This window comes from Streptomyces justiciae (genome assembly GCF_015163075.1).
GTDB lineage: Bacteria > Actinomycetota > Actinomycetes > Streptomycetales > Streptomycetaceae > Streptomyces > Streptomyces justiciae.
In genome coordinates, this window is the sequence record NZ_JADDXU010000063.1 from 1 (window position 1) to 314 (window position 314).

Here is a 314-nt window from a genome sequence, read left to right on the forward strand (position 1 = left end):
TGTCCGGCGATGTAGGCCGCGCTGCCGAGTCGGCGGGAGCGTTCTTGGGGGTTGTCGCTGAGTTCGGCGGCGCGGGTGAGCCAGGCGACGGCGGCGATGGCGCCGCCGCGTCGGGTGGCGGAGTCGGCGGCTGCTTCCAGGGTGGCGGCGACGTCTTCGTCGGGGTCGATGGTGGAGGCTGCCAGGTGGGTGGCCCGGCGTTCGATGTCGTCGCGGTGGACGTCGGCGAGGACGGCGTGGGCGGCGCGCCGTTCGTTCGGGGTGGCCGTCTGGACCACCGAGGAGCGCACCAGCGGGTGGCGGAAGACGAAGTC

The 314-nt window shown here is 73.9% G+C and carries 1 pseudogene; it reads right to left on the reverse strand.

The annotated features are described in order from the left end of the window. Positions 1-314 (reverse strand): annotated as a pseudogene (locus IQ210_RS47025) (helix-turn-helix transcriptional regulator); the annotation flags it as partial.